The 26426-nt window shown below is 66.1% G+C and carries 20 protein-coding genes and 1 other RNA gene; 17 read left to right on the forward strand and 4 right to left on the reverse strand.

Translation table 11 applies throughout. From position 1 onward, the window contains the following. The first annotated feature begins 61 nt into the window (after positions 1-61). The 6 genes from VJ673_RS15205 to VJ673_RS15230 all read left to right on the forward strand — a co-directional run bounded on the left by VJ673_RS15205 (position 62) and on the right by VJ673_RS15230 (position 5858). Positions 62-568 (forward strand): urate hydroxylase PuuD, encoded by a 507-nt coding sequence (locus VJ673_RS15205; RefSeq protein WP_324126976.1) that lies wholly within the window; start codon positions 62-64, stop codon positions 566-568. Continuing rightward, a complete protein-coding gene (gene serC / locus VJ673_RS15210; protein WP_324126977.1) occupies positions 546-1661 on the forward strand; it encodes a 3-phosphoserine/phosphohydroxythreonine transaminase in 1116 nt (371 codons plus the stop codon). The genes VJ673_RS15205 and serC overlap by 23 nt, the downstream gene beginning before the upstream one ends. Positions 1662-1681: 20 nt before the next feature. Beyond that, positions 1682-2503, forward strand: a complete 822-nt coding sequence (locus tag VJ673_RS15215) for a dihydroorotate dehydrogenase (protein ID WP_324126978.1) — start codon at positions 1682-1684, stop codon at positions 2501-2503. Positions 2504-2893: 390 nt separating this feature from the next. Further along, entirely contained in the window at positions 2894-4078 is a 1185-nt protein-coding gene (locus VJ673_RS15220) for a CmpA/NrtA family ABC transporter substrate-binding protein (protein WP_324127096.1), read from the forward strand. Between the two features lie 16 nt (positions 4079-4094). Continuing rightward, positions 4095-5048 carry a nitrate ABC transporter permease gene (ntrB, locus tag VJ673_RS15225; protein ID WP_324126979.1) on the forward strand — a complete coding sequence of 318 codons (954 nt, stop codon included), beginning with the start codon at positions 4095-4097 and terminating at the stop codon, positions 5046-5048. 18 nt (positions 5049-5066) lie between these two features. Further along, positions 5067-5858 (forward strand): ABC transporter ATP-binding protein, encoded by a 792-nt coding sequence (locus VJ673_RS15230; RefSeq protein WP_324126980.1) that lies wholly within the window; start codon positions 5067-5069, stop codon positions 5856-5858. A gap of 54 nt (positions 5859-5912) precedes the next feature. Here VJ673_RS15230 and VJ673_RS15235 read toward each other — a convergent pair whose 3' ends face one another. Continuing rightward, positions 5913-7553 carry a methyl-accepting chemotaxis protein gene (locus VJ673_RS15235; protein WP_324126981.1) on the reverse strand — a complete coding sequence of 547 codons (1641 nt, stop codon included), beginning with the start codon at positions 7551-7553 and terminating at the stop codon, positions 5913-5915. 70 nt (positions 7554-7623) lie between these two features. Beyond that, positions 7624-8085, reverse strand: a complete 462-nt coding sequence (locus VJ673_RS15240) for a cache domain-containing protein (RefSeq protein ID WP_324126982.1) — start codon at positions 8083-8085, stop codon at positions 7624-7626. 228 nt (positions 8086-8313) lie between these two features. On the opposite strand from VJ673_RS15240, the gene VJ673_RS15245 reads away from it, so the two are divergent. The 8 genes from VJ673_RS15245 to VJ673_RS15280 all read left to right on the forward strand — a co-directional run bounded on the left by VJ673_RS15245 (position 8314) and on the right by VJ673_RS15280 (position 20762). Beyond that, a complete protein-coding gene (locus tag VJ673_RS15245; protein WP_324126983.1) occupies positions 8314-9678 on the forward strand; it encodes a lectin-like protein in 1365 nt (454 codons plus the stop codon). A gap of 481 nt (positions 9679-10159) precedes the next feature. Then, positions 10160-10930, forward strand: a complete 771-nt coding sequence (cobA, locus tag VJ673_RS15250; RefSeq protein WP_324126984.1) for a uroporphyrinogen-III C-methyltransferase — start codon at positions 10160-10162, stop codon at positions 10928-10930. Between the two features lie 11 nt (positions 10931-10941). Further along, positions 10942-13398: a nitrite reductase large subunit NirB gene (nirB, locus tag VJ673_RS15255; protein ID WP_324126985.1), complete on the forward strand. Its 2457-nt coding sequence runs from the start codon at positions 10942-10944 to the stop codon at positions 13396-13398. 17 nt (positions 13399-13415) lie between these two features. Further along, positions 13416-13751 carry a nitrite reductase small subunit NirD gene (nirD, locus tag VJ673_RS15260; protein WP_324126986.1) on the forward strand — a complete coding sequence of 112 codons (336 nt, stop codon included), beginning with the start codon at positions 13416-13418 and terminating at the stop codon, positions 13749-13751. A 34-nt stretch (positions 13752-13785) separates the two neighbouring features. Continuing rightward, a complete protein-coding gene (locus VJ673_RS15265; protein ID WP_324126987.1) occupies positions 13786-15000 on the forward strand; it encodes a nitrate/nitrite transporter in 1215 nt (404 codons plus the stop codon). A 31-nt stretch (positions 15001-15031) separates the two neighbouring features. Then, entirely contained in the window at positions 15032-16801 is a 1770-nt protein-coding gene (locus VJ673_RS15270; RefSeq protein ID WP_324126988.1) for a bifunctional protein-serine/threonine kinase/phosphatase, read from the forward strand. Between the two features lie 28 nt (positions 16802-16829). After that, positions 16830-19580 carry a nitrate reductase gene (locus tag VJ673_RS15275; RefSeq protein ID WP_324126989.1) on the forward strand — a complete coding sequence of 917 codons (2751 nt, stop codon included), beginning with the start codon at positions 16830-16832 and terminating at the stop codon, positions 19578-19580. Between the two features lie 123 nt (positions 19581-19703). Further along, entirely contained in the window at positions 19704-20762 is a 1059-nt protein-coding gene (locus VJ673_RS15280; protein WP_324126990.1) for a threonine aldolase family protein, read from the forward strand. A gap of 57 nt (positions 20763-20819) precedes the next feature. Here VJ673_RS15280 and VJ673_RS15285 read toward each other — a convergent pair whose 3' ends face one another. Next, positions 20820-21380, reverse strand: a complete 561-nt coding sequence (locus tag VJ673_RS15285) for a hypoxanthine-guanine phosphoribosyltransferase (RefSeq protein WP_324126991.1) — start codon at positions 21378-21380, stop codon at positions 20820-20822. Positions 21381-21385: 5 nt separating this feature from the next. Continuing rightward, positions 21386-21934 carry an adenine phosphoribosyltransferase gene (locus tag VJ673_RS15290; RefSeq protein ID WP_324126992.1) on the reverse strand — a complete coding sequence of 183 codons (549 nt, stop codon included), beginning with the start codon at positions 21932-21934 and terminating at the stop codon, positions 21386-21388. Between the two features lie 239 nt (positions 21935-22173). Between VJ673_RS15290 and VJ673_RS15295 the strand changes: the two genes are divergently transcribed. The 3 genes from VJ673_RS15295 (at position 22174) to VJ673_RS15305 (ending at position 26368) form a co-directional block, all read left to right on the forward strand. After that, positions 22174-23862, forward strand: coding sequence for an AMP-binding protein (locus VJ673_RS15295; RefSeq protein ID WP_324126993.1), 1689 nt, complete (start codon positions 22174-22176; stop codon positions 23860-23862). A 70-nt stretch (positions 23863-23932) separates the two neighbouring features. Next, an RNA gene (gene ffs, locus VJ673_RS15300) (signal recognition particle sRNA small type) lies at positions 23933-24031 on the forward strand. 99 nt (positions 24032-24130) lie between these two features. Continuing rightward, complete coding sequence (locus VJ673_RS15305) at positions 24131-26368, forward strand: patatin-like phospholipase family protein (RefSeq protein ID WP_324126995.1); 2238 nt, start codon at positions 24131-24133, stop codon at positions 26366-26368. The last annotated feature ends 58 nt before the right edge of the window (positions 26369-26426 follow it).

Consider the following 26426-nt stretch of genomic DNA (forward strand, 5'->3'; position numbering starts at 1 on the left):
GCGTCACTCTGACCATCGTGCTTGCCGCCCTGTTGCGACTGGCTGGCTGAAGGAGCGCGCGATGGAAGGCATCCTGTTCGAAGTCCTCGCGCGCTGGCTGCATTTCGTCGGCGCGCTGGTGTGGGTCGGGCACAACTACGCGACGGCGGTCACGCGCCCGCGCTACATGCCGCTGACCGCGGCTGATCTGTCGGATCCGGAAAGCCCGCGCCAGCGTGCACTGATGCAGCGCGAGCACGGCACCTTCCGCTATGCGTCGCTGCTGACCTGGGGCAGCGGCGCGCTGATTCTGTGGTACCGGGGCTGGCTGGTCGACGCCCTGAGCCTGCATGGTTCGCTCGCGCCGCTCGGGTTGGGAATGTGGATCGCGACGCTGATGGTGTGCAACCTGTGGTTCGTGCTGTGGCCGCATCAGAAGCGCGTGCTGGGTTTCGTGCCGGCGTCGCTCGATGAGCGCTTGCGCGCCTCGCGCGTGACTTTCCTGTCGGCCCGGGTGAATACGATGTTGTCGATCCCGGTATTGTTCTTGATGGGGGCCGGCACGCATGGCATCGCGCTCTTCGGCTGAAGCGGCAACGCTGCGGAGCGAACCAGGATTCAGCTTTTCCGCGGCCGCAGGCCCCTTGCCGCCGGAGGTCATTGCGGATGTCGCCGAAGCTTGCGGTGCCGGCGCGTCGTCGATCCTGAGCCTGCCCTTCACGACGCCGGCCTTTCGTCGGCTGCAGGAAGAGACCGAGGCCTGCCTGCGCCGGCTGCTCGCGATCCCGGACCGCTTTCGCGTGCTGTTCCTCGCCGGCGGTGCCAGCGCGCAGTTCGCAGGGGTGCCGATGAATTTGTTGGGCACGAAGGAGCGCGCGAGCTACGTCGAAAGCGGTTGCTGGTCGCGCCGGGCGATCGCCGAGGCGAGGCGCTACGCCGACGTTTCGATCGTCGCTTGCGCCTCCGGACACATTTCGGATGTCACAGACTGGCAGGTCGACCGGCACGCCGCCTATTGCCACCTCACGAGCAACGAAACCGCGGACGGGCTTCAGTTCCACGATTTCCCGGCTCTGGATGTGCCGCTCGTCGCGGACATGACGTCGGACTTCTTGACGCGGCCGCTGGACTTCACACGCTTGTCGCTCGTGTACGCGGGCACGCAGAAGACGATCGGCACGCCCGGCCTGACGATCGTGATCGTCGACGAGGGCCTGCTGCAGCGCGCGCACGCCAAAACGCCGCGCGTGATGGACTACACGCAGCAGGCCGAGGCCGAATCGCGCCTGTGCACGCCGCCCGTGTTCCCGATTTTCGTCGCCCATCGCATGCTGCACTGGATCGAGGCGCGGGGCGGTGTGCCCGCGATGGCCTGCGCCGCGAAAAGGCGCAGCGACGCGCTGTACGCCGCGCTTGAAGAAGGCGAGGAAACCTTCACGACTCCGGTCGAACGAGCGCATCGCTCGCTGATCAATCCCTGCTTCCGCTTGGCCGATGAGGCGCAGACCGCGCTGTTCCTGCACGCGGCCGAAGCGGTGGGGCTACGCGACCTGCGCGGACACCCGGAGGTCGGCGGGTTGCGGGTGAGCTTGTACAACGGGATTGCGGACATCGCGGTCGATGCGCTCGTCGGCTTCCTGCGCGCCTTTGCGCGGCGGCGTTCCCGCGGAAAGGGTGTATGAGGCCGACGGGGGCGCCGACGATGACGCCACGGGCCCTGCGCGCCCGATGGGCCGTGGCACGATTGCAGCGTCTTGCCGGAGGGGGCGACGACGGCGGGGAAGGCTTGGGGCGACAACGCCCGGTCTCGGCAATTGGGCTCAGCTTCCCTTCGCCCGTCGGCCTTGCCGCGGGCTTCGATCGGCGGGGACGTCTGCTCGACGGCGCGCACCGGCTCGGCCTCGGTGCGGTTGAAATGGGGACGTTTGTAGTCGCGGACGGCTTGCCGCACCTGTCCCGCCCGATCGCGGGCGGCGCGCGCTGCGGCGTGAGCATCGGCAAGCCGCGGCATGTCCCTTGGGACGCGGCGGACGAGGCCTACTTGCGGGGGCTGCGCACCTTCCACCCCATTGCCGATTATCTGACGCTCAACCCCGGTCGTGACTGTCCATCGCCCGCGGTTTTCATACAGGTGGCAGCGGCGACAGCGCAACTGCGCGACCGGCTCGCCCGCCACCGCCTAAGGCCGCTTCCGCTGGTCGCCAAGTTGCCGGCGCATTGGCTGAACGGCGATGTCCCTGACATCGTCGGCGTTGCGGACGCTTTCGTCGCCGCCGGCGTGAATGGTCTGCTCGTAGCGACCGAAGGGCCGGATGCGCAGCGCGATGCGTGTGCAATCCTCCACGTGCTTTCGCAGTCCGTCCGTCCCGACGTGAGCGTGATCAGTGTCGGCGGGATCGGCTCGCTCGCCGAGGTCAATGCGCGGCTTGCCGCGGGGGCCGCACTCGTGCAGGTCCACCGCGCGGTGCTGGCGCGGAATTCCGCGCTGCTTGGCGCGCTGCAACGCTCCGCCTCCGCCCGCTGATCGCGCACAAACTGGTGCGCCCATCCAGGTATTGTGCACTGCAATAGTGCGATTTGCGGGCGCTGTGCATTGGTTCCCGCATATTCCGAGCTTCGTCCAAACCCGCGTCGTAAAACGCTTTTCGGTCAATCATGAGCCCTTGGCACGCCGTCTGCTAAGAAAGCTTCGAGTCGAATCAACGGCGGTTCGACAGCGGATTGACCGGTTCCAATGCGGGGACCGTGCAAGCTACGGACAACGGCGTCCATCCTCGCAGGAATCCTTCTGCGGGTGGTGTGCGCCGTTTTTGTTTTTCTGGCCTGCGGGGAGATGAAAATGAGTGCGTTCGATGACAACGGTGTCACGCGGCGGGAGTTCATGCGGCGGACGATGGTGCTTTCAGGAGCAGCAATGATGGGGTCTGCGGGATTGGGCGTGAGCGGCGGCGCGTGGGCAGCGGGATCGGACGCACCGGAGAAGAAGGAAATCCGCGTGGGATTCATCCCGCTGACGGATTGCTCCTCGGTCGTGATGGCCGCGGTGCAGAAGTTCGACGAGAAGTACGGCATCAAGATCATTCCGAGCAAGGAAGCGAGTTGGGCGTCGGTGCGCGACAAGCTCGTGTCCGGTGAACTGGATGCGGCTCACGTCCTGTATGGGCTCGTGTATGGCGTGCATCTCGGCATCGGCGGGCCGAAGAAGGACATGGCGGTGCTGATGACGCTGAACAACAACGGCCAGGCCATCACGCTCGCGAACAAGTTGAAGGACCAGGGCGTCACCGACGGCGCGAGCCTGAAGAAGCTGATCACCGCGAAGCCGGGCGAATACACCTTCGCGCAGACCTTCCCGACCGGCACCCATGCGATGTGGCTGTACTACTGGCTCGCGGCGAACGGCATCAACCCGCTGAAGGACGTCAAGGTCATCACGGTGCCGCCCCCGCAGATGGTCGCGAACATGCGGGTCGGCAACATGGACGGCTTCTGCGTCGGGGAGCCGTGGAACAACCGCGCGATCATGGACAAGATCGGTTTCACCGCCGTGACCACCCAGGACATCTGGACCGATCACCCGGAAAAGGTGCTCGGCACGACTGCGGACTGGGTCCAGAAGAACCCGAACTCGGCGCGCGCGCTGACCGCCGCAATTCTCGAAGCCGGCCGCTGGATCGACGCCTCGCTTGCGAACCGTCGCGTGACGGCCGAGACGGTAGCGCAGAAGTCCTACGTCAATACCGACATGGACGTGATCCTCGAGCGCATGCTCGGCCGCTACTCGAATGGTCTCGGCAAGAGCTGGGATGACGCGAACTACATGAAATTCTTCAACGACGGCGCGGTGAACTTCCCGTATCTCTCGGACGGCATGTGGTTCCTCACGCAGCATCGCCGCTGGGGTCTGCTCGACAAGGACGTCGACTACCTCGCGGTCGCGAAGCAGATCAATCGCATCGACATCTACAAGCAGGCCGCGACGGCAGCCGGCGTGTCGCTCCCGAAGAGCGAGATGCGCAGCAGCAAGCTGATCGACGGCGCGGTGTGGGATGGCAAGGATCCGGCGAAGTATGCCGGGTCGTTCAAGATCCGGGCGTGAGCGGGAGGGCGGGGCGATGAGTGCGACAGCGACGATCGACGGACCGGTCATGGCCGGCTGTGAAGTGGCGGAAACGAAGGTGGTGGACCTGAAGGCGACGCGGGCCGTCGCAGGCAAGGGGGAGGGCGTGGAGGCGGTGGCGGAAGCAAAGGCAGCCGACGTGCCGGTTGCGGGGCGCAAGGGCAATGGCGTTGCGTGGCTGCGCGCGATCGCCGGGGTGGTGCTGCCGCCGATCGCCGGCCTCGCGCTGATGGTCGGTGTCTGGTACCTCGCGACGCTGAAGGGGGGCGGCATTCCGGGTCCGGTGCAGACCTGGGATGCGGCGGTGAAGATCTTCTCCGATCCCTTCTACCGTGCGGGCCCCAACGACCAGGGCATCGGCTGGAACGTGCTGTCCTCGCTGCAGCGGGTCGCGGTCGGCTTCGGCGTCGCCGCGCTCGTCGGCATCCCGGCGGGCTTCATGCTGGGGCGCTTCGCGGTGCTCGCGAAGATGATGAATCCGATCATCAGCCTGCTGCGCCCCGTGTCGCCGCTCGCATGGCTGCCGATTGGCCTGCTGGTGTTCCAGCGCGCTGACCCGGCCGCGACTTGGACGATCTTCATCTGCTCGATCTGGCCGATGATCCTCAACACCGCGCAGGGCGTGACGCGCGTGCCGCAGGACTACCTGAACGTCGCCCGCGTGCTGAACCTCTCGGAGTGGAAGATCTTCACGAAGATCCTCTTCCCGGCGGTGTTGCCCTACATGCTCACCGGCATCCGGCTGTCGATCGGCACCGCGTGGCTCGTGATCGTTGCGGCGGAAATGCTCACCGGCGGGGTCGGCATCGGCTTCTGGGTGTGGGACGAGTGGAACAACCTCAAGGTCGAGCACATCATCATCGCGATCTTCGTGATCGGGACGGTCGGTCTGATTCTGGAACAGGCGCTGATGCTCGCGGCGCGTCGCTTCAACTACGAAAGCCGCTGAGCGGTGGAGGAGACCATCATGAAGAAGATCGTACAGATCGAGAACGTCGGACAGACCTTCAACACGAAGAACGGGCCCTTCACCGCGCTACGGGGCATCACCCTCGACATTCACGAAGGTGAGAGCATCAGCCTGATCGGCCACTCGGGCTGCGGCAAGTCGACGCTGCTGAACCTGATCGCCGGACTGACGCTGCCCACCTCCGGCGTGATGCTGTGCGACAGCCGCGAGATCGCGGGCCCCGGTCCGGAGCGCGCGGTGGTCTTCCAGAACCATTCCCTGCTGCCTTGGCTGACCTGCTACGACAACGTCTATCTTGCCGTGGATCGGGTGTTCGGCGCGTCCGAGGGCAAGGCGAAGTTGAAGCAGCGCGCGCAGGATGCGCTCGCGCTGGTGGGCCTGTCGCACGCCGAGACGAAGTTCCCGCACGAGATCTCGGGCGGCATGAAGCAGCGCGTCGGCATTGCGCGGGCGCTGTCGATGGAGCCGAGGATCCTGCTGATGGACGAGCCCTTCGGCGCCCTCGACGCGCTGACCCGCGCGATGCTGCAGGACGAGCTGGTGAAGATCCTCGCGGCGACGAAGGCGACGATGGTGATGGTGACCCACGATGTCGATGAGGCGGTGCTGCTGTCCGACCGCGTGGTGATGCTGACCAATGGCCCGGCGGCGACGATCGGCGAGATCCTCGAGGTGAAGCTCGAACGACCGCGCGACCGGCTGGCGCTGGCCGAGCAACCGGAATTCGCGCGTTACCGCTCGGCGATCATGGACTTCCTGTACAAGAAGCAATTGAAGCACGCGGCCTGAGGCCACTCGGCAGTTCCGCTTCGCGCCGGTCGAGATGGCCGGCGCGAAGCGCGTTCACACTCGAAAGCGCTGCACGGCGCCGAGGAGGTCGGCCGACAGCCCTTCGAGTTCGCGCGCGGCGGTCGAGGCCTGCTCGCTCGAGCCCCTGTTGTCTTCGGCCATTTCCGCGATGCGCTCGATGTAGCCGGCAATCGCGAGGCTGCTTTGCTGCTGCTGCGACAGGGTGTCGGCGATCTGGTCCACGCCTTGGTCGGTTTGATTGACGGACTGGTGAGCCAGGTCGAGAACGCCGGTTACGTTGCTCAGATGCTGCTGGCTGGACTGCAAGGCACTGGCGCCGGCGAGCATGGATCGCTGGACGTCTCCGGACTGCAGGCTCAAGGCCTGGGTGACCGATTCGATCTCTCCGGCCGTAGCACTCGATTTTTCGGCGAGCTTGCGCACCTCGTCGGCAACCACGGCGAAGCCACGCCCCTGTTCGCCGGCACGAGCGGCCTCGATCGCAGCGTTCAAGGCGAGCAGGTTGGTCTGGTCGGCGATTTCCTTGACGACCTGAGTCATGCGGTTGATCGACTGGGCGCTCTTGACGAATTCGTCGATGGCACCGCTCATCGAGTCCACGACGCGGCTGACGGTGCCCATTTCCCGCTGCAGATCCGTGACGCTAGAGGTGCCGCGCCGGGTGTGGTCGAGGCTCGTGCTCGAAATGCCGCGCAGGGATTCGGTGCTGGCGTTGATCTGCTCGGCGCTTGCCGACAGTTGTTCGATCGCGGCCGCCGTCTGCATTGCCGCATCGCTTTGCTGCACCGAGCTTTCCGCCACCTTTCCTGCCGTCGCGGTCAGCTGCGTCGCGGCGGCCGACACCTGGCTGGCATGGCCGTGCACCTTGCCCAGCGTTTGTTGCAGTGTGCTGATCAGGTCGTTGAAAGCGCGGGCTGTGCGCCCGATCTCGTCGTTGCCGAGCACCGCGACACGACGCGTGAGGTCGCCGTTGCCCAGATCGATTGCCGCAGACTCGATTGCGCGGATGGCATTTCGCATCAGGCTCGTCATCAGGGCCGTCAACGCAGTTGCGACGATCGCGGCCAGCGCGAGCGCCGCGACGAACACCGTTTGGCTTCGGGCGAAGCTTTCCGCGGTGCCCTCATATTGCTGCCGGGCGAGCGTCCTTTCCTGCTCGACCAGCTTCCCGAGGTCGGCATTGGTCCGGTCGAAGATCTTGCTCGCGCCGTCCATGTAGATTGCCGAAAAGGCCGCGTCGGTATCGGCCATGTCCAGCGCGTCCTTGGCCGACTTGGCGTATTCGGCGAGGTGGGCGTTGACGCTCGCCAGCGTGCTGCCTTCTTCGCTTGTCAGACTGGGGAAAGCGGCGACCGCCTTTCCTCGCGCCACGATCTCGTCGAGGCGGCCGGCCAGCTCCTGCGCCTGCTGCTTCAACGCGCTTGCGCCGTCCTTGTGGTTTGCCCAGGCGATCACTCGGTACACCGCGCCGTGAGTCGTCGCAAGCTCGTTGCCCAGCGCCGCCACGGCCTCGTAGGTCGCGAAGCGTTCGGTGACGAGGTTCGCCATCGCGAGTTTCTGGTCGCGCAGTGCGGTATAGCCCGTCACGAAAACGACGATCATGAAGGCGATCGTCACGACGGGGGCAAGGGCGGTTTTGACGGTGATCGGAAGGTCAAGAACGAGGCGTTTCATGGTTCTACCCGACAAAAAAGGGCGCGACCGCTGGGGAGTCGCGCCCTCGGTGGCTATGAAGGACAGCGCATCAGTTCTTATAGATACCGCAACCGATGATCGCTTCCATGCCGGGGACCCGGGTCACGTAAGTGGCCTTGTTCTCGATCTTCTTGGATTCCGGGTTGGACCACTGGTAGTCGATCCAGCCCGAACCCTTGGCCTTCACGAGGTCGACGAATTCGCGCACGACGAACTTGCCGTCGGGCGACTTGATGTCCCAGAGGTTCTTGCCGTTCATCTTGGGGTTGGAACCCAGGACGAGGTTGTTGCCCTGGAAGTCGTAGACGAGGATGTAGAGTTCGCCCTTGACCCAGGGACCGGCCGGATCGTTGAAAGCCTTGAAGGCCTGCTCGGCGCCGACCTGCTTGACGTGGGCGACGGCCTTGTCGACCAGTGCCTTGGCCTCGTCCGGAGTCACAGATGCGTGCGAGACGGACATGAATACGAGGCTCGCGGCGATAAGGGCAAACAACTTCCGCAGAAAGTACATGTGATGCTCCTGGTTGATTTGACCGTCATCCTAATTATGCCTGTGGTAAATGCCAATAGTGTTGTTCGCCTGAAGCGTGTAGCGGCGGTTGGCATAGGCTGGCGGCGCAGGGGCGGTGCGCAGTGGCGTCGGAACCCGCTCGACGCCTCGATCCTCCCCGGGCGCCGGGTGACGAGGGGATGATATGCAGGTAATATCGCCCACCAGCCCGTTTTGGAGAGGACCGCGATGGCGACCCATTTTTACTACAACGGCCACACTTACGAGATCGAAACGGCGCCCCTGACCTGGGATGCGGCTGTCGCCAACGCGGGCAGCCTGCACTGGCAGGAAGACTTTCTAGGCGTGTCGATGACGTCCTACGTGGCAATCGTCGATTCGGCTGCTGAAAACGCTGCCATTCTGAAGAACATCAAGGCCTCGGTGCCGCAGGGAGCGAGCGTCGCTGCCGACGGCGGAGGGGCGGACTACCTTTGGCTGGGCGCTTCGGACAGCGCGACCGAAGGGGTTTGGCAATGGACCAACGGCACCGCCGTCTCCGCCGGCTTTCAGAACTGGGGTTCGGGAACGCGGGGTAGCGAGCCGGACAACTTCAACGGCAACCAGGATTTTCTCGCGATGGGCGTGGGCAAGTGGCCAGCGCCTAGCGGCGGGATCGGGGTTGCCGGTCAGTGGAATGATTTGTCGGGGTCCAACACCCTCTGGTCCGTGATCGAGTGGGACGGGCTGATCGGGACCGCTGGCAACGACAAACTGACGGGCACTGCCGGGGATGACGTCATCGACGGAGATGCCGGTAACGACAACATCAAGGGTGGCGACGGCGCCGACATCATCTATGCCGGCGACGGCAACGACAAAGTCGATGCGGGCAACGGCAACAACTGGGTGATTGCTGAAACAGGCGACACCGATTCCGACGACGGCATGGACTACTTCAAGGCCGGCACCGGAGACGATTTCCTTGCCGCGGGCACAGGTGACGACAAGATCATTGCCGGCGATGGCAACAATACAGTGATCGGCGGATCGGGTAACGACATCATCACGACCGGTGCGGGCAACGACATCATCGACGTCGAAGGTTATTACACTGAAGATGGCGTCGCCTCGGAAGGCAACGACGTCATCAAGACGGGGGCCGGTAACGACTTCATCGTGCTCGGCGCGGGCTATGACAAGGTTTGGGGCGGGACGGGGAATGACGTCTTCGTCTTCTCGGATATCCCGTCGGCGACCAGCACGACCGTTCAAAACCGTGACGGCACCACCAGCACGGTCGTCTTGGCGCACCGGATCAACGATTTCGACGCAGGCGGAAACGGCGTCGCTGTCGATCACCTGGCCTTCGATTCGACGGTCTTCGACGCCTTCGAGAATGGCATCAGCGCGACGAACTTCATCAAGGGCAAGGGCCTCACCGGCGCGAGCGCGAACGAGACTGGCGTCGACGACTTTCTGATCTTCGATACCTCGTCGGGCAGACTGTATTACGACGCCGACGGCAACGGGTCGGAGCACCAGGCAGTCCTGATCGCCATCATCAAGGGCAATACCGCCGATTTCGACTTCGGCGACATCACCATCATCTGATGCGCTGACATTCTGCCGCTGCACGCAGCCCGCTCGGGCTGCATGAGGCCGGGCCACTGTTCCTCCATTGCGGAGGCGGTCGCCCGGTTTTTATTTTTCCGCCGCCTTCGATTCCAGGCCGCGAAGTCTGTCGTCGCCACGTCGCGTCCGTCCTTCGACCTCCCTCGGCGGTCCCAAGCACGCAATGTTGTGGTGCAGCATCGAGCTCGATGCACCAGGGTGGTGCCATGGGGGCGCGCCCCGAAAAGCCGATGCACTTGCGGTTTTCGGGTACTAAGTGAATAAAATCAGCGTCTTGTACGTATATTTGGGGTCTGGCACCCGTTTTGCTTTTAGAGCTCCGTAAGCCGGAGCAACGAGGCTCCGGCAGGAAGTGCTTGATCCAGAGCATGCGGACAACGGCGTCCGTCGTTTCAGGGGAGATTTCTCCCGGGAATGACGTGACGCCGTTTTTTTTCGCCTTTCGGAGTGGAGATCGATCATGGCCAAGGTGTTTCTCGTTGGTGCCGGCCCCGGAGCTGCAGACCTGCTGACGCTGCGCGCCGCCCGCGCCATCGCTGAGGCCGATGTGCTGCTGGCCGATGCGTTGGTGACGGACGAAGTGCTGGCGCTGGCGAAGCCTTCGGCCCGCGTACTGCGGGTCGGCAAGCGCGGCGGAATGAAGTCGGCGGCGCAGGAGTTCATTCATCGTGCGATGGCGCGGTATGCGCGACGCGGTTTGACGGTGGCGCGCGTAAAAGGGGGTGACCCCTTCGTGTTCGGGCGCGGCGGCGAGGAGATGGATTACCTGCGTGCGCTCGGCATCGAAGTCGAGGTGATCCACGGCCTGACCGCCGGCGTCGCGGTGAGCGGCGCCGCCGGGATCCCGGTGACGCATCGCGCGCACTGTTTCGGCGTGACGATGGTGACTGGGCACACCGAGGACGGCTCCGAGCCTGACTGGTCCGCGCTGGCGAAAAGCGGCACGACCCTCGTGATTTACATGGGCCTCGGCGTGCTGCCGCACATCGCCGACAGCCTCGCTGCCGGCGGCCTGCCCTGTTCGACCCCCGCCGCGGTGATTGCTGACGGCACGCTGCCGACGCAGCAGCAGGTGGTCGGCACGCTCGCCGACATCGCTGAACGCGCCCGCGAAGCCGCCTTGCCCGCCCCCGCACTGATCGTCATCGGCGAGGTCGCGGCCTACGCCGAAAACCGCCTCGCCCTGTCCTGTTCCGAATCCTCCCCCGAATTCGTATCCCGCGCTGCCTGAAGGAGCCTGCCATGAAGAAAATGAAACTCGTGATGATCGGTAACGGCATGGCCGGTTGCCGCACGCTCGAAGAACTGCTGAAGCTCGCCCCGGACCTGTACGACATCACGGTGTTCGGCGCCGAGCCGCACGGCAACTACAACCGCATCCTGCTGTCGCCGGTGCTCGCCGGCGAGATGACGTTGCCCGAGATCATGCTCAACGATCTCGACTGGTACCGCGACAACAACATCACGCTGCACGCCGGCAAGATGGTGACGAAGATCGACCGCACGAAGCGCAAGGTCATCGCCTCCGACGGCACCGAAGCGGACTACGACCGCCTGCTGATCGCGACCGGTTCGACGCCCTTCATTCCGCCGATTCCGGGTGCGGATCTGCCGGGCGTGCTCGCCTACCGCGACATCGGCGACACCGAGGCGATGATCGACGCGTCGACCCAGTACAAGCACGCGGTCGTGATCGGCGCGGGACTCCTGGGCCTGGAAGCGGCGAACGGCCTGATGCTGCGCGGGATGAGCGTCACCGTCGTGCATCTGGCGGACTGGATCATGGAGCGCCAGCTCGACAAACCGGCCGCCGACATGCTGCAGGCTTCGCTTGAGGCGAAGGGCATGAACTTCCTGCTCTCGAAGCAGACCGAGGCGCTGGTCCGGGGCGAGAGCGGCCGCGTGTGCGCGGTGCGCTTCAAGGACGGCATGGAGATTCCGGCCGATCTCGTCGTGGTCGCCGCCGGCATCCGCCCGAATTTTGCCCTCGCGGAATCGGCCGGCATCCACTGCGGCACGGGGCGCGTGCGCGGCATCCACGTGTCCGACACGCTGCAGACCGTGACCGATCCGCGCGTGTATGCGGTCGGCGAGTGCGTCGCGCACCGCGGTGTGGCCTACGGCCTGGTTGCGCCGCTCTTCGAGCAGGGCAAGGTCGCGGCGAACCACCTCGCGAACTTCGGCATCGGCCGCTACGAAGGTTCGGTGACCTCGACCAAGCTGAAGGTGACCGGCATTGACGTGTTCTCGGCGGGCGACTTCTCGGGCGGTCCGGACACCGAGGAGATCGTGCTGCACGACAAGCAGGGCGGCGTCTACAAGCGCATCGTGATCAAGAACAACCGCATCATCGGCTCGGTGCTTTACGGCGACACCGCGGACGGTACTTGGTACTTCCAGCTGATGAAGGATCAGCAGGACATCCACGAGATCCGCGATCACCTGATGTTCGGTCAGAACCACCTGGGCGACGCGGGCCACAAGGGCGAGAACAAGGCCGCCTCGATGCCCGACACCGCCGAGGTGTGCGGCTGCAACGGCGTGTGCAAGGGCACGATCGTGAAGGCGATCAAGGAGAAGGGGCTCTTCACCGTCGATGAGGTGAAGAAGCACACCAAGGCGGCGTCCTCCTGCGGGTCCTGCACGGGCCTCGTCGAACAGATCCTCGCCTCGACCGTCGGCGGCGCCTATCAGGCCGTGTCCGCGCACGACAAGGCGGTGTGCGGCTGCACGGAGCTGTCGCATGGCGACGTGCGCAAGGCGATCCGCGATCACAAGCTGCTCAATATCCCCGACACGATGGAAATGCTGTCGTGGAAGACGCCGAACGGCTGCTCGACCTGCCGTCCGGCGCTCAACTACTACCTGATCTCGACCTGGCCGCATGAGGCGAAGGACGATCCGCAGAGCCGCTTCATCAACGAGCGCGCGCACGCGAACATCCAGAAGGACGGCACCTACTCCGTCATCCCGCAGATGCTGGGTGGGGTGACGACGCCGGCGGAGTTGAAGCGCATCGCCGAGGTCGCCGAGAAGTACAACGTGCCGACGGTGAAGGTCACCGGCGGCCAGCGCATCGACCTGTTGGGCATCAAGAAGGAAGACCTGCCGCTTGTGTGGAAGGATCTGGGCATGCCTTCGGGTCATGCCTACGGCAAGAGCATCCGCACCGTGAAGACCTGCGTCGGCGCCGAGCACTGCCGCTTTGGCACGCAGCGTTCAATGTCGATGGGCATCGATCTGGAGAAGATGCTCTTCGGCATGTGGAGCCCGCACAAGGTGAAGCTTGCGGTGTCCGGCTGCCCGCGCAACTGCGCCGAGGCCGGCATCAAGGACGTCGGCGTGATCGGCGTCGATTCGGGCTGGGAGCTCTACGTCGCGGGTAACGGCGGCATCAAGACCGAGGTCGCGCAGTTCCTGTGCAAGGTCGCCACCCGCGAGGAAGTCATGGAGTACTCGGGCGCCTTCCTGCAGCTCTATCGCGAAGAGGGCTTCTACCTCGAGCGCACGGTGCATTACGTCGAACGCGTGGGCCTGGAACACGTGAAGAAGCACGTGCTGGAGAACCCGGAGAATCGCAAGGCGCTGTACGAACGTCTGCTCTTCGCGCTGCAGGACGCGAAGGATCCATGGGCCGAGCGCTACGCCGCCGATGCCGCGCCTGCCGTGCGCCGCGAATTCGAAATCCTTGAAGTCTGAAATCCCGGAGCCACTCCATGACCACCATTGATATCAGCGTCGAAGCCGGCTGGAAGGAAATCTGCGCCGTCGAAGACATCCCCGTGCTCGGCTCGCGCCTCGTGAAGGCGGCGCGCGGCGGCGACATCGCGATCTTCCGCAACGCCGAGAACGAGGTCTTCGCGCTGCACGACAAGTGCCCGCACAAGCAGGGCCCGCTGTCGCAGGGCATCGTGCATGGCCGTCAGGTGACCTGCCCGCTGCACAGCTGGAAGATCGAGCTCGACTCGGGCAACGCGGTTGCGCCCGACGTCGGCTGCACCAAATCCTTCGAAGTGAAGGTCGAGGGCGGCAAGGTCCTGCTCAAGGTCTGAGCCCGCCCGAACCCTACAGAGAGACGATAACGACATGGACAAGCAATCCTTCCTCAAGGCCGGACACCCTCCGACGCTGCTGGCCTCCTTCCTGTACTTCGACCTGGCCTTCATGGTGTGGGTCATCCTCGGGCCGCTGGGCGTGCAGATCGCCAAGGACCTGGGCCTGGACCACGCCCAGAAGGGCTTCATGGTCGCGGTGCCGGTGCTCGCGGGGGCGATCCTGCGCATCTTCATGGGGGTGCTTGTCGATCACCTGAAGCCGAAGATGGCCGGGGCGATCGGGCAGGTGATCGTGATCTGTGCGCTCTTCGTCGCGTGGAAGTTCGGCATCCACAGCTACGAGCAGACGCTGCTGCTGGGGGTGTTCCTCGGCTTTGCGGGCGCCGCTTTCGCGGTGGCGCTGCCGCTCGCGTCGCGCTGGTATCCGGCCGAGCATCAGGGCACGGCGCTGGGCATTGCCGGCGCCGGCAACTCGGGGACTGCGCTGGCGGCACTCTTCGGGCCGGGGCTGGCGATGGCGTACGGCTGGACCAACGTGTTCGGCCTCGCGCTGATCCCGCTGGTGCTGGTGTTCGGCTTCTACCTCGTGGTGGCGAAGGACGCGCCGGAATGCCCGCCCGCGAAGCCGCTGGCCGAGTACTTCAAGGTGCTGAAGGACAAGGACGCGTGGTGGTTCATGTTCTTCTACGCGGTGACCTTTGGCGGCTTCGTCGGGCTGGCGTCCTCGCTGACGATCTACTTCAATACGCAGTACGGGCTCGATGCGAAGATGGCGGGCTATTTCACGGCGGCCTGCGTGTTCGCCGGCTCGATGGTGCGCCCGATCGGCGGCCGCGTCGCGGACCGTGTCGGCGGTATCAAGAGCCTGTCGGTGATGTACGTGCTGGCGTCGCTCTTCCTCGCGATCGTCGGCGTCGGACTGCCGGAGGCGTGGATGGCGCTGGGCGTGTTCGTGCTGGCGATGCTGTCGCTCGGCATGGGCAACGGTGCCGTGTTCCAGCTCGTGCCGCAGCGCTTTCGCAAGGAGATCGGCGTGATGACGGGGCTCGTGGGCATGGCGGGGGGCGTCGGCGGCTTCTACCTCGCGTCCTCGCTCGGTTATGCCAAGCAGGCCACCGGCAGCTACCAGATGGGCTTCATGATCTTCGCCGGGCTCGCGCTGACGGCGTTGATCGGGCTGACCGCGGTGAAGACGCGCTGGCGCACGACCTGGGGTGCGGCGCACCTCACCTCGGCTCGGATCTGAGACCGGCCTGAAGCGCGCGGAGAGCTCCGGCATGAACAAGCCCGCGATCATCGAGCTGCCGACTCCGGCGCTGGAGGCGAACTCCGCGCCGGCGGCGGGGCGGCGCAAGGGCAAGGCCGAGCCGCTCTCCGTCAGGCTGGGTCATTGGACCGAACAGGGGCTGCGGCCGCGCAACGAGGATTTCGTTGGCGCGGCGATGCCGGAAGGCGCCGAACGCGAGGCGAAGGGGCTGATGCTCGCGGTCGCGGACGGCGTCGGCGGTCATGCGAACGGGCGCGAGGCGGCCGAGTACACGGTGCGCGGCCTGCTTGCCGACTATTACGCGACGCCCGATACCTGGAGCGTCGAGAAATCGATCGATACGGTCGTCGGTGCGATCAACCGCTGGCTGCTGTCGCAGTCGGCGAAGTCGCGCGACTACGCGGGGATGGCGACGACGCTCACGGCGGTCGTGCTGCGCGGGCGGCGCTACTACGTCGCGCATGTCGGCGACTCGCGCGCCTATCTGTGGCATGAGGGCGCACTGCGGCGCCTGACCGAGGATCACACCTGGGAACACCCTGAGCTCGACAACGTGCTGCGGCGCGCGGTCGGACTCGATGCGCAACTGCTGATCGACTTCGCGGATGGCGAGCTCACGGTCGGCGACCGCTTCCTGCTCGTCAGCGACGGCGTGTGGAACGCGCTGGGCGACGAGTCCATGGGCGAGCTGCTGGCCGGCGAGGACGACCCGCAGGTGGTCGCCGATACCTTGGTGCTCGAAGCGCTGCGTCGCGGTGCGACCGACAACTGCACCGCGCTCGTCGCGAACGTCGATTCGGTTCCCGCCGACAACCTGCGCGATCGGCTCGCGAGCGGCCGCCGCCTGCCCCTGCCGCCGCGGCTGAAGGTCGGCGAGACGATGGACGGGATGCGCGTCGAGGAGCTGCTGCACGAGTCGCGCGTGACGCTGCTCTACCGCGTGACGCGGCTCTCCGACGGCGCCGTGCTGGTGCTGAAGACCTTGCGCCAGGAGGAGGGCGACGAGGAAGCGATGGCCGCTCTCGTGCGCGAGGAATGGATCGCCCGTCGCGTACCGGGCCGCGGCTTCCCCCGCGTCTGCGATCATCCGGGGCGCGACCACCTGTACTACCTGATGACCTGGCACGAGGGCGAAATACTGAAAGCGAGCCTCGTCCGCGGTCATCGCTACGCGGCGCACGAGCTCGTGCGCATCGGCTCGGCGCTGCTGCGCGCGGTCGCATCGCTGCATCGCCTCGGCATCGTGCATCGCGACATCAAGCCGGACAACATCCACATCGACCGCCAGGGCGAGCTGCGCGTGCTCGACCTCGGCGTGGCGGCCTCCGATGGCGAGGACCTGCGCGAGATCAACAACCCCGGCACGCCGTCCTACATGGCGCCGGAGCTCTTTGCCGGGAAGCCCGCGAACGAATCGAGCGACCTCTACGCCTGCGGCGTCACGATCTACGAGCTGCTGACGCGCAAGTACCCCTACGGGGAAGTGGAACCTTTCCAGACGCCGCGCTTCGGCGAGGTCGTGCTGCCGACGCGCTACCGCCCGGATACCCCCGAATGGCTGGAACGGATCCTGCTGAAAGCCTGTGCGCGCGACCCGAAGGACCGCTTCGAGACGGCGGAGGAGTTCCTCCTCACGCTCGAACGTGGTGCGCACCGCCCGCTGGCGACCCATAGGCGTGCGCCGCTCGCGACGCGCAATCCGACGCTGGCACTGAAGGTGCTAGCGAGTGCGTCGCTGCTGTTGAACCTGTTGCTGCTGTTCCTGTTGAGCCGCCACTAGAAAAATGACGACACCTCCGGAGAGTTTCATGGAAACGAAGGCCACCTGCCCGTATTGCGGCGTCGGCTGCGGCGTCCTCATCGAACACGACGGCGCGCGCATCACCGGCGTGCGTGGCGACCCCGAGCATCCGGCGAACTTCGGCCGCCTGTGCACCAAGGGCGCTACGCTGCACTTCACGGCGCGTCGCGAGACGCGCCTGCTGTGTCCCGAGCTGCGCCACACTCGCGGCGAAGCGCGCCGCCGCGTGGATTGGGACGAGGCGCTGGGCACCGCCGCGCAGCGTTTCGCGGACGTGATCAAGGAACACGGCCCGGATGCCGTCGCGTTCTACATCTCGGGACAGCTGCTGACCGAGGACTACTACGTCTTCAACAAGCTGATGAAGGGCTTGATCGGCTCAAACAACGTCGACACGAACTCGCGCCTGTGCATGTCCAGCGCCGTCGCGGCCTACAAGCAGACCCTCGGCGCCGATGCGCCGCCGTGTTCCTATGAGGATTTTGCCGAGACCGACTGCCTGCTGATCGCCGGCGGCAACCCGGCGTATGCGCATCCGATCGCCTTCCGCCGCATCGAGGACGCGAAGGCCGCGCGGCCGGAGATGAAGATCATCGTCGTCGATCCGCGCCGGACCGACACCGCGGCGACCGCCGACCTGCATCTCCCCATCCTGCCCGGCACCGACATCTGGCTCTTCAACGCGATGCTCAACGTGCTGCTGTGGGAGGGGCTCGTCGACAACGCCTTCGTGCGCGAGCACACGGAAGGTTTCGATGCGCTGCGCGAGCACGTGCGCGAGATCACGCCGGCGGTCGCGGCGGAAGTGTGCGGCGTGAAGGCTGAGGACATCCTGACGGCCGCGCGGTGGTGGGGGGAGTCGGCGCGCTCGATGTCGCTGTGGTGCCAGGGCCTCAACCAATCGACGCACGGCACGCACAACGGCGCGGCGTTGATTGCGCTGTCGCTTGCGACCGGCAAGATCGGCAAGCCGGGTTGCGGGCCGTTCTCGATGACCGGCCAGCCGAACGCGATGGGCGGGCGCGAGGTCGGTGGCTTGGCGAACCTCCTCTCCGCGCACCGCGACCTCGCGAACCCCGAGCACCGCGCCGAAGTCGCGCGCCTGTGGGGTGTCGCCGACGTTCCGGCCAAGCCGGGCCTGACCGCCGTCGAGCTCTTCGACGCAATGCACGAAGGCCATATCAAGGCCGTCTGGATTGCCTGCACCAACCCCGCGCAGTCTCTGCCTGAACAAGAGCGGGTGCGCGAGGCGCTCGCGCGCTGCAAGTTCGTCGTGCTGCAGGAAGCGTACGGCAACACCGAGACGGCGCCTTTTGCCGACCTGATGCTGCCGGCCACGACCTGGGGTGAGAAGGAAGGCACGGTGACGAACTCCGAGCGCCGCATCAGCCACGTTCGCCGCGCGATCCCCGCGCCGGGCGAGGCCCGCGCCGACTGGGACATCGTCTGCGACTTCGCACGCAAGCTGGGTCCGCTGATCGGCAAGCCCGAGGCCGAGCGCATGTTCGGCTACACGGGCCCCGAGCCGATCTTCGTCGAGCACGCCGAGACGACACGCGGGCGCGATCTCGACATTACCGGCCTGTCCTACACGCTGCTCGACAGCCAAGGCCCGCAGCAGTGGCCCTTCCCGGAGGGCGCGAACGAAGGTCGCGCGCGGCTCTATGCCGACGGCCGCTTCCCGACCGCCGACGGCAAGGCGCGCTTCGTCGTGCCGACCGGGCGGCTCACCGCCGAACGTGCCGACGCCCGCTATCCGCTGCGCCTGACCACCGGGCGCCTCCGCGACCAGTGGCACGGCATGAGCCGCACGGGCAAGGTCGCGCGCCTCTACAACCACGTCGACGAGGCGCGCATCGAGCTCAACGCCGACGACATGCACCTGCGCAGTATCAAGGACGGCGACCTGGTGCGCGTGAAAAGCCGCCGCGGCGAGATCGTGCTGCGCGCCGCCGCGTCGTCGGAAATCCGCTCCGGCCAGGCCTTCGTCGGGATGCACTGGGGCTCGAATGCGCTCAATTCGGCCGGCATCAACGTGCTGACGCTACGCGAGTTCGATCCGTACTCGAAGCAGCCGGAATTGAAACACGCGACCGTGCAGGTTGAGAAAATCCATCTTCCGCATCAGGCATTGATCATGCGCGGCGAGCCGGGCACAACGACAACGGCGGGCGAGGGCGAGGGGGAGGAAAGGGACCCTGCCGGCGTCACGCTCGAGCGCGCCGCGCTTCTCGCACCGTGGCTGGAACGCTTCGCGTATGCGTCGCTCGCGCTCGCTGGGCGCGATCACCCCGCGGTGGTGCTGCGCATCGCGCACGACCAGCCGATCCCGCAAGCCTGGCTCGACGAGCTCGACGCATTGCTCGGTCTCGACGACGACCATTGCCTCGCTTACAACGACACGCGCCGCGGCATCACGAAGCGCGCCCGCATCGAGGACGGCCTGCTCGTCGGCCTGCGCCTCACTGGCGAGACCGCCGCCGCCGGCTGGCTGCGCGACGTGCTGGTCGAGCGCCAGCCGACCGCCGAGCTGCGCCGCTGGATCCTCGCGCCGCTCGCGAGCCCGCCGGCCGCCGCGAAGAGCCGTGGGCGCATCGTCTGCAACTGCCTCAACGTGTCCGAGAGCGACATCGCAGCAGCGATCGGCGGCGGCGCGGGCTTCGACCAGTTGCAGGAAAAGCTCAAGTGCGGTACGAGCTGCGGCTCCTGCGTGCCCGAGATCAAGCGCCTCGTCGCAGCCGGCCGCAGCGCGGCCTGAAGAAGGGAAGGGCACGGCGTGCTCAACTAGCTGACGCGAGCCGGGTGTCGATCATCGGGTAAGCTGTCGTGCTCCGCATCCGGAGCAACGATCGATTCTCCCCGCCCACAAGGTGACAAGAACATGACCGAGACAAGCTCCCAGATCCCCGGCTACAAACTGCAATTCGCCAGCGACAATACCGCCGGCGTCTGCCCCGAGGCCCTCGCGGCCTTCAACGACGCCAACCGCGGCTTCGCATCCTCCTACGGCAACGACGCGGCCACGCAGGAAGTCTGCGACAAGCTGCGCACCCTCTTCGAGCGCGACGCCGAGATCTTCTTCGCCTTCAACGGGACCGCCGCCAACTCGCTGGCGCTGGCGGCGATGTGCCAGTCCTACCAGAGCGTGATCTGCGCCGACACGGCCCACGTCGCGACCGACGAATGCGGCGCGCCCGAATTCTTCTCCAACGGCGCCAAGCTGCTGCTCGCGCCGCACCGCCACGGCAAGCTCACCTCCGCCGGTGTGCTCGAAGTCATCACGCGTCGTACCGACATCCATTACCCGCGCCCGAAAGTCGTCACGCTGACTCAGGCGACCGAACTCGGCACGCTCTACCAGCAGGGCGAGATCGCCGGCATCGCGCGCCTCGCGCACGAGCAGGGCCTGAAAGTGCATATGGACGGGGCCCGTTTCGCCAACGCTGTTGCTTCCCTTGACGTCGCACCCGCCGACGTCACGTGGCGTGCTGGCGTCGACGTACTTTGCTTCGGCGGTACCAAGATGGGCCTGCCGGTCGGCGAGGCGATCATCTTCTTCGACAAGGCGATGGGCGAGGAATTTGCCTACCGCTGCAAGCAGGCGGGTCAGCTTGCCTCCAAGATGCGCTTCCTGTCGGCGCCCTGGCTTGCGATGCTGGAAAATGATGTGTGGCTCAGGCATGCTGCGCACGCCAATGCGATGGCGCAGCGCCTGCGCGGCCACATCGCGCGGCTTGCCGGCGCCGAGATGCTGCTGCCGACTGAGGCCAACGGCGTCTTCATCAACTTGCCGCAGCCCGCGATCGAACGCCTGCGCGCGGCCGGCTGGGTCTTCTATACCTTCATCGGCGGCGGCGCGCGCTTCATGTGCTCGTGGGCGACGACTGAGCAGGCCGTCGACGATCTCGCGCGCGATCTCGCGGCAGCGCTGGAAGGTTGAGCGGGGGGCGGCGGACGTTCCGCAAACGCAGATCCCCGCCGTTCCGCGCTGCGGACCTTACACGCCCTTCAGCGCGTAAATCCCCGGCGCATTGCGCCAGTAGCCCTTGTAGTCCATGCCGCAGCCGAAGAGGAAGCGATCGGCGATCTTCAATCCGTGGAAATCCGGCTTCATGTCGGGGTGCGCCTTCCGGTTGTGCTGCTTGTCGACGAGCACCGCCGACAGCACTTCCGCTGCACCTTCCTCGCGGCAGTGCGTGATGATCGCATCCAGCGTGTGGCCTTCGTCGAGGATGTCGTCGAGGATCAGCACCGTGCGGCCCTGCAGGTCCTGCGTCGGGCGCACGCGCCAGTCGAGCAGCGCCTGCCCGTTGAGCGCGTGGCCGTAGCGGGTAGCGTGCACGTAGGCGACTTCGAGCGGGAAGTTCAACCGCGACAGCAGGCGCCCGGCAATGACGAGCCCGCCGTTCATCACGCAGTAGCACACGGGGTTTGAATCGGCGAGGCGCGCCGTGATCGCGGCCGCCATGCGGTCGAGCGCGGCGGTGACTTCAGCAGGGGAGGCGAGGCAATCGGCTTCCGCCATCGCCTGTTTGATTTCGTCGAGATTGACGCTCATGGGGATCAGTGTCCGGAAAAGTCGCAAACGGTGAAGATGTTGAGGCCCGCGTCACGCAAGAGCTTCGAGCCGCCGAGTTCGGGCAGGTCCACGATCGCGGCGGCCTCGACCACTTCGGCGCCCAGGCGCGCGAGCAGTCGGGATGCGGCCATCATCGTGCCGCCGGTCGCGATCAGGTCGTCGATCAGCAACACGCGGTCGCCCTTGCGCGCCGCGTCGGTGTGCATCTCGACCGTCGCATTGCCGTATTCGAGTTCGTACTCCTCGGCGATCGTCGTGAAGGGGAGCTTCCCCTTCTTGCGCACCGGCACGAAGCCCACGTTGAGTTGGTGTGCGACGACGCTGCCGAGGATGAAGCCGCGCGCGTCGACTCCAGCCACGAGGTCGATTTCGCGACCGATGTAGCGCAGCACGAAGACGTCGACGAGCTGACGGAACACCTTCGGGTCCTGCAGCAGCGGCGTGATGTCGCGAAACATCACGCCCGGCTGCGGCCAGTCGGGAACCGTGCGGATCGCGTTCTTCAGGAATGCCGTGTCGAGTTGGATGGCCATTAGCGGAATTTAGCATAGCGCGCCTGCCGTCTTCCGGCGATGCACCAGCATGATGCATGGTTGCGTGACGTTTACGTCAACGTCACAATACGGTCTGGCGCTCTTCCAAGGGAGCCTGCTTCAAATCAAAGTCACCCGCAGCACGACCTCCCCGGCAGCGCCGGGCATGGCCGGCGAGCGGGGGCAAACCTGGCGCGGCGGACGCCGTCGGCCGCGCCCCTTCTGGGAAAGGAGAGGAAATGACTGCAGTTGCCGAGTTTCTGAAAGCACGCGACTTCCTGCTGGCCAACCGCACCGACTACGCCACCGCGTACGCCGGGTTCCAATGGCCCCAGCTCACCGAATTCAACTGGGCGCTCGACTACTTCGACAGCATGGCCCGCGGCAACGACAAGCCCGCGCTGTGGATCGTCGAGGAAGACGGCCGCGAGTCGAAGCTTTCGTTCGCCGAAATGTCCGCCCGCTCGAACCGCGTCGCGAACTGGCTGCGCGACCAGGGCGTGTCGCGCGGCGACCGCATCCTGATCATGCTCGGCAACGAAGTCCCGCTGTGGGAAACGATGCTCGCCGCGATCAAGCTCGGCGCCGTCGTGATTCCCGCGACCACGTTGCTGACCCCGGACGACCTTCTCGACCGGCTCGAGCGCGGCCAGGTCAAACACGTCGTGATCGGCAAGGCCCACACCGACAAGTTCGCCGACCTCGCCGGTGCCTACACGCGCGTCAGCGTCGGCGGCGCGACCGCCGGCTGGCTCTCCTTCGAGGACGCCTACCAGGCCTCGCCCGAATTCACTCCGTCGGGCGTCACCAAGGTCACCGACCCGCTGCTGCTCTACTTCACCTCCGGCACGACCTCCAAGCCCAAGCTCGTCCAGCACAGCCACCAGTCCTACCCCGTCGGCCACCTGTCGACGATGTACTGGATCGGCCTGCAGCCGGGCGACCGCCACATGAACATCAGCTCCCCGGGCTGGGCCAAGCACGCCTGGAGCTGCTTTTTCGCCCCGTGGAACGCCGGCGCCTGCGTCTTCCTGTACAACTACAACCGCTTCAACGCCAAGGCGCTGCTCGACGTGCTCGTCAAGTACGAGATCACGACCATGTGCGCGCCCCCGACCGTCTGGCGCATGCTGATCCAGCAGGACCTCGCGTCCGTGAAGACCAAGCTGCGCGAACTCATCGGCGCGGGCGAGCCGCTCAACCCCGAAGTCATCGAGCAGGTGAAGAAGGCCTGGGGCATCACGATCCGCGACGGCTTCGGCCAGACCGAGACCACCGCGCAGATCGGCAACACGCCGGGCCAGAAGCTCAAGCCCGGGTCGATGGGCCGCCCGCTGCCTGGCTACACGATCGCGCTGCTCGATGCCGACAGCAAGCCGGTGGAAGAGGGCGAGATCAGCCTCGTCCTCGCGAAGCGCCCGGTCGGCCTGATGCTCGGCTACGCCGGCGACGAAGCCAAGACCGCCGAAGCCATGCGTGACGGCCACTATCGCACCGGCGACGTCGCGAGCATCGACGAGGAAGGCTACGTCACCTACGTCGGCCGCGCCGACGACGTCTTCAAGGCCTCCGACTACCGCATCAGCCCCTTCGAGCTTGAGTCCGTGCTGATCGAACACCCGGCCGTCGCCGAAGCGGCCGTCGTGCCGAGCCCCGATCCCGTGCGCCTCGCGGTCCCGAAGGCCTACGTGATCCTCGCCGCCGGCTTCGAGCCGTCGAAGGAACTCGCGAAGGACATCTTCGCCTTCACGCGCGACAAGCTCGCCCCGTACAAGCGCATCCGCCGCCTCGAATTCTCGGACCTGCCGAAGACCATCTCCGGCAAGATCCGCCGCGTCGAGCTGAGGAAGAGCGAAGAGGGCAAGGACGGCGCGGCGCGCGGTGCGCTGGAGTTCTTCGAGGAAGACTTCCCCGAGCTGAAGGGCTGATCGTAAGGAATTGCGCACCGCATCACGCGGAGCGTGCAGCGGCCGGATAAGCTGATACAATGCCGGCCGTGGCGGGTCTCCCCGCATTGCAGAGTGGTGAACTTGGTCAGGGCCGGAAGGCAGCAGCCACAGCCGCGTCCTGCAAGTGCCGGGGGTCAGGCTCGCCACCCTCGAACATCGAACGGGCGCCTCGGAAACGGGGCGCCCGTTTCATTTTGTGCCGCCTTGCAGCTTTGCGTTACGCACGCCATACGGTCGATACGGTATCTTGGGCGCCATCCCGTCGCCTCCGTCGCCGATCCTCGTGAAACTGCGCGCCTGCTTCCTGCTGCTGTCCCTGCTTGCTACCGCGGCCTTCGCCCAGGCGCCCGAGCGTCCGCAGGGCGTCGCGCTCGTGCTCTCTGGCGGCGGCGCACGCGGCGTCGCCCACGTCGGGGTGCTCAAGGTCCTCGAAGACATGCGCATTCCGGTCGATTGCATCGTAGGCACCTCAATGGGCGCCATCGTCGGCGGCGCCTACGCCTCGGGGATGTCGCTGCCCGACATGGTGCGCGAAATCAACGCGGTCGATTGGGGCAGCATGTTCTCGAACAACGTGCCGCGCGAGGACCAGCCTTTCCGCGACAAGCAGGACGCCGCCCGCAACCGCTCCGCCATCGTCATGGGGTACGGCGACGGCCGGCTGCTGCTGCCGCAGAGCGCGATTTCCGGCCAGGCGATGGACCGCTTTCTCACGCGTCTCGCCGGCGGTGCGGACGTGCTGCCGAGCTTCGACACGCTGTCTCTGCCCTTTCGCGCGGTCGCAACCGACCTCGAATCCGGCGCCGAAGTCCTCCTCGACAAGGGGCCGCTATGGCGGGCGATGCGCGCGAGCATGGCCGTGCCGGGCGTCTTCCTGCCGATCGAGAACAACGACCGTCTGCTCGTCGATGGCGGCCTCGTGATGAACCTGCCTGTCGACGAGGGCCGCCGGCTCTGCGGCGGGCGCGTCATCGCCGTGAACCTCGGCACGCCGCCGCAATTGCGTGACCGCCTGCTGACCGCCACCGACATCGTGCTGCAGGCCATCAACCTCGCGCTCGAACAAAACGTCCGGCAGCAGATCGAGCATCTCGGGCCGGACGACGCCCTGGTCCAGGTCGAGCTCGGCGACATCACCTCGCGCGACTTCGACCGCGCCCTCGAAACTGTCCCCTACGGCACGATCGCTGCGCTGAAACAAAGCGCATCGCTCGCGCGTTTTTCCGTCGACGCCGAAACCTATGCTAAATGGCAGGCGCAGCGCCAGCAGCGGCGCAATCAGCCGGCACCCGTCGTCGACTCGATCGCGATCCAGGGGCTCAAGGTCGTACCCGAGCGCCTCTTCGGTGCGACGCTGTCGCAGAAGACCGGCGAGCCGCTCGATACGGCCAAGCTCGAAACCGACATCGGCCAGATCTACTCCCGCGGCGATTTCGACCGTCTGCGCTACAGCGTGCTGCGGGACGGCCCGCGCGCGACTGTGCAGCTCGAAGCCGACGAAAAGGCGTCCGGACCGAACCTGCTGCGCTTCGGCGGCGGTGTCACGGCCGACTTCGAGGGAGATTCGACGCTTGGCGTGTATGCCGGCTTCTCGCGCCGCTGGCTCAACACACGCGGGGCGCGGTGGGACGTCGACATGCAGCTCGGCACGACCAATCGCATCCGTTCCGAGCTCTACCAGCCGCTCGATCTCGACAGCGGATGGTTCGTCGCGCCGTCCGTCGAGCTCTTCAATCGCGTGCTGCCGATCTTCGTCGATGGCCGCAAGCTCTCCGAGAACAAGGAGCGGGGCGGCGTGCTGGGGCTCGACCTCGGCTACGAGATGGGCATGTGGGGCGAACTGCGCGCGGGCTTGCGGCGCGGCGAGCGCAAGTCCGAAGTCGTCTCCGGGCCGGTGCTCTACCCCGAGCGGACCGTCGCCGACGGTTCGATGCAGCTCGGCGCCGTCATCGATCGCCTCGATAGCCCCTTCTTCCCGCGTCACGGCTACGCCGCCCGCCTGCGCGGCGAAGTGCATGACCCATCGCTCGGCGACGACCACCACTATCTCTTCACCGAGCTCGATGGCGACGCGGCGATGTCGCTCGGCGCCAACGTCCTGCGCCTGCGCGGTCTCTTCACCGGCAGTCCCGACCGCGACCTGCCCGAAGTCGGCCGCACCCAGCTCGGCGGACCTTTCCGGCTGTCCGGCTACCGCTACGGCGAAGTCGCCGGCGACCAGGTTGCCCTCGCCACCGCTTCCTACTACCGCCTGATCACCCGCCTGCCGGATTCCGTCGGACGCGGCGTCTACGCCGGCGCGACCGCCGAGTGGGCCGACGTGCGCAACTACGGCGCCGCCTTGACGCCCGACCCGGGGCGGCGCCGCGCGATGTCGCTCTTCCTCGGCGCCGACACCGTGCTCGGCCCCTTGTATCTGGGCGCCAGCTACCTTCCCGAACTGGGCGAGATGCGCTACTACCTGCAGATCGGCCAACCGCAATAGCGACCGGTCGCCGTGAGCGACGGTGACGAATTCATCCGGGCAGCGGAGGGCGCTCTGT

Source organism: Aromatoleum sp. (assembly GCF_035254505.1).
Taxonomy (GTDB): Bacteria; Pseudomonadota; Gammaproteobacteria; order Burkholderiales; family Rhodocyclaceae; genus Aromatoleum.